This is a genomic window from Flavobacterium sp. LHD-85, assembly GCF_030929595.1.
Classification (GTDB): Bacteria; Bacteroidota; Bacteroidia; order Flavobacteriales; family Flavobacteriaceae; genus Flavobacterium.
This window is the reverse complement of sequence record NZ_JAVFVR010000032.1, coordinates 1-3,169: the sequence shown is the minus strand read 5'-3', so window position 1 is coordinate 3,169 and position 3,169 is coordinate 1. Positions and strand designations below refer to the sequence as shown.

General features: G+C 49.0%; 1 tRNA gene and 1 rRNA gene. Both read left to right on the top strand.

From position 1 onward, the window contains the following. Positions 1-78 precede the first annotated feature (78 nt). Positions 79-152: transfer RNA gene (locus RB618_RS23645), tRNA-Ala, on the top strand. 126 nt (positions 153-278) lie between these two features. Next, positions 279-3,161 (top strand): 23S ribosomal RNA (locus RB618_RS23640). Positions 3,162-3,169 lie beyond the last annotated feature (8 nt).

Here is a 3,169-nt window from a genome sequence, read left to right as displayed (position 1 = left end):
TAAAAAAAAGGAAATTCTAGAGTTGAGTTCTTATGAATAATCATTCATAATTCATAATTCACAATTCATAATTAGATTGGGGGATTAGCTCAGCTGGCTAGAGCGCCTGCCTTGCACGCAGGAGGTCAACGGTTCGACTCCGTTATTCTCCACAGTTCCGAAAGGAAAAAAGTTCATTGACATATTGGGATAAGAAAATAATAAGAAAGTAGAAAGCGTTTTTATTGGCAATAATAAAAACAAAACAAAACGGTCTTGTTTTAAGAAACAAGATTGGTGCAATAAGCAAAATAAGGGCGCATGGGGGATGCCTAGGCTCTCAGAGGCGATGAAGGACGTGATAAGCTGCGAAAAGCTGCGGGGACGGGCACACACCGATCGATCCGCAGATATCCGAATGGGGCAACCCGCTATGTTGAAGACATAGCACACCGATAGGTGGGCAAACCCGCTGAACTGAAACATCTAAGTAGGCGGAGGAGAAGAAAACAAAAGTGATTCCGTAAGTAGTGGCGAGCGAACGCGGATTAGCCCAAACCAGTATTGTTACGGCATTGCTGGGGTTGTAGGACCGCGAGATTTCATGCATGAGGAACCGGAAGCTTCTGGAAAGGAGCGCCATAGAGGGTGACAGCCCCGTACGGGCAACAAATGTAATGGATAGCGGTATCCTGAGTAGGGCGGGGCACGTGAAACCCTGTCTGAATTTGGCGGGACCATCCGCTAAGGCTAAATACTCCTGAGAGACCGATAGTGAACCAGTACCGTGAGGGAAAGGTGAAAAGAACCGTGAATAACGGAGTGAAATAGATCCTGAAACCATGCGCTTACAAGCGGTCGGAGCCCTTTCGTGGGGTGACGGCGTGCCTTTTGCATAATGAGCCTACGAGTTAACGCTGCTGGCAAGGATAAGTGGTTAAGCCATGGATCCGCAGCGAAAGCGAGTCTGAATAGGGCGCTTTAGTCAGTAGTGTTAGACGCGAAACCGTGTGATCTACCCATGGGCAGGTTGAAGCTGTGGTAACACACAGTGGAGGACCGAACCGGTTGACGTTGAAAAGTCTTCGGATGACCTGTGGGTAGGGGTGAAAGGCCAATCAAACTCGGAAATAGCTCGTACTCCCCGAAATGCATTTAGGTGCAGCGCTGATAATAGTTATATAGAGGTAGAGCTACTGATTGGATGCGGGGGCTTCACCGCCTACCAATTCCTGACAAACTCCGAATGCTATATAATGTTTTACAGCAGTGAGGGCTTGGGTGCTAAGGTCCAAGTCCGAGAGGGAAAGAACCCAGACCATCAGCTAAGGTCCCCAAATATATGCTAAGTTGAAAGAACGAGGTTTGTCTGCCCAGACAGCTAGGATGTTGGCTTGGAAGCAGCCATTCATTTAAAGAGTGCGTAACAGCTCACTAGTCGAGCGGACGAGCATGGATAATAATCGGGCATAAGCATATTACCGAAGCTATGGATTTTGTGGCAACACAAAGTGGTAGGGGAGCATTCTGACAGGGCTGAAGGTGTGTCGTAAGGCATGCTGGACCGGTCAGAAAAGAAAATGTAGGCATAAGTAACGATAATGCGGGCGAGAAACCCGCACACCGAAAAACTAAGGTTTCCACAGCTATGCTAATCAGCTGTGGGTTAGTCTGGACCTAAGGCGAACCCGAAAGGGACAGTCGATGGCCAACGGGTTAATATTCCCGTACTTCTTATTGCTGTGATGGGGTGACGGAGTGATGAAAGCGCCGCGAACTGACGGAATAGTTCGTTAAAGCACCTAGCTATAGGCTCTCTAGGCAAATCCGGAGAGCTTGGTGAAATGCGATAGTACTCGGAGTCTTCGGACAAAGAGATAGTGCGCCTAAGGGCTTCCAAGAAAAACCTCTAAACTTCAGGCAATAAGAACCAGTACCGTAAACCGACACAGGTAGTTGAGGAGAGAATCCTAAGGTGCTCGAGAGATTCATGGCTAAGGAATTAGGCAAAATAGACCTGTAACTTCGGGAGAAAGGTCGCCCCGAGCAATCGGGGCCGCAGTGAAGAGGTCCAGGCGACTGTTTATCAAAAACACAGGGCTCTGCAAAATCGCAAGATGAAGTATAGGGCCTGACACCTGCCCGGTGCTGGAAGGTTAAGAGGAGATGTTATCTTCGGAGAAGCATTGAATTGAAGCCCCAGTAAACGGCGGCCGTAACTATAACGGTCCTAAGGTAGCGAAATTCCTTGTCGGGTAAGTTCCGACCTGCACGAATGGTGTAACGATCTGGACACTGTCTCAGCCATGAGCTCGGTGAAATTGTAGTAACGGTGAAGATGCCGTTTACCCGCAGTGGGACGAAAAGACCCTGTGCACCTTTACTATAGCTTAGTATTGACCTTGGATAAATGATGTGTAGGATAGGTTGGAGACTATGAAGCGGCGTCGCCAGGCGTTGTGGAGTCATTGTTGAAATACAACCCTTTGTTTATCTGAGGCCTAACCCCGCGATGTGGGGGACAGTGCTTGGTGGGTAGTTTGACTGGGGTGGTCGCCTCCAAAAGAGTAACGGAGGCTTCTAAAGGTTCCCTCAGTACGCTTGGTAACCGTGCGTAGAGTGCAATGGCATAAGGGAGCTTGACTGAGAGACATACAGGTCGATCAGGTACGAAAGTAGAGCATAGTGATCCGGTGGTTCCGCATGGAAGGGCCATCGCTCAAAGGATAAAAGGTACGCCGGGGATAACAGGCTGATCTCCCCCAAGAGCTCATATCGACGGGGGGGTTTGGCACCTCGATGTCGGCTCGTCACATCCTGGGGCTGGAGAAGGTCCCAAGGGTTGGGCTGTTCGCCCATTAAAGTGGCACGCGAGCTGGGTTCAGAACGTCGTGAGACAGTTCGGTCTCTATCTACTGCGGGCGTTAGAAATTTGAGTGGATCTGATTCTAGTACGAGAGGACCGAATTGGACTAACCTCTAGTGTATCTGTTGTCCCGCCAGGGGCACCGCAGAGTAGCTACGTTGGGAAGGGATAAGCGCTGAAAGCATATAAGCGCGAAACCCACCACAAGATGAGATTTCTTTTAAGGATCGTGGAAGATGACCACGTTGATAGGCTACAGATGTAAAGGCAGTAATGTCATAGTCGAGTAGTACTAATAATCCGTAAGCTTATGCACAGACTTTT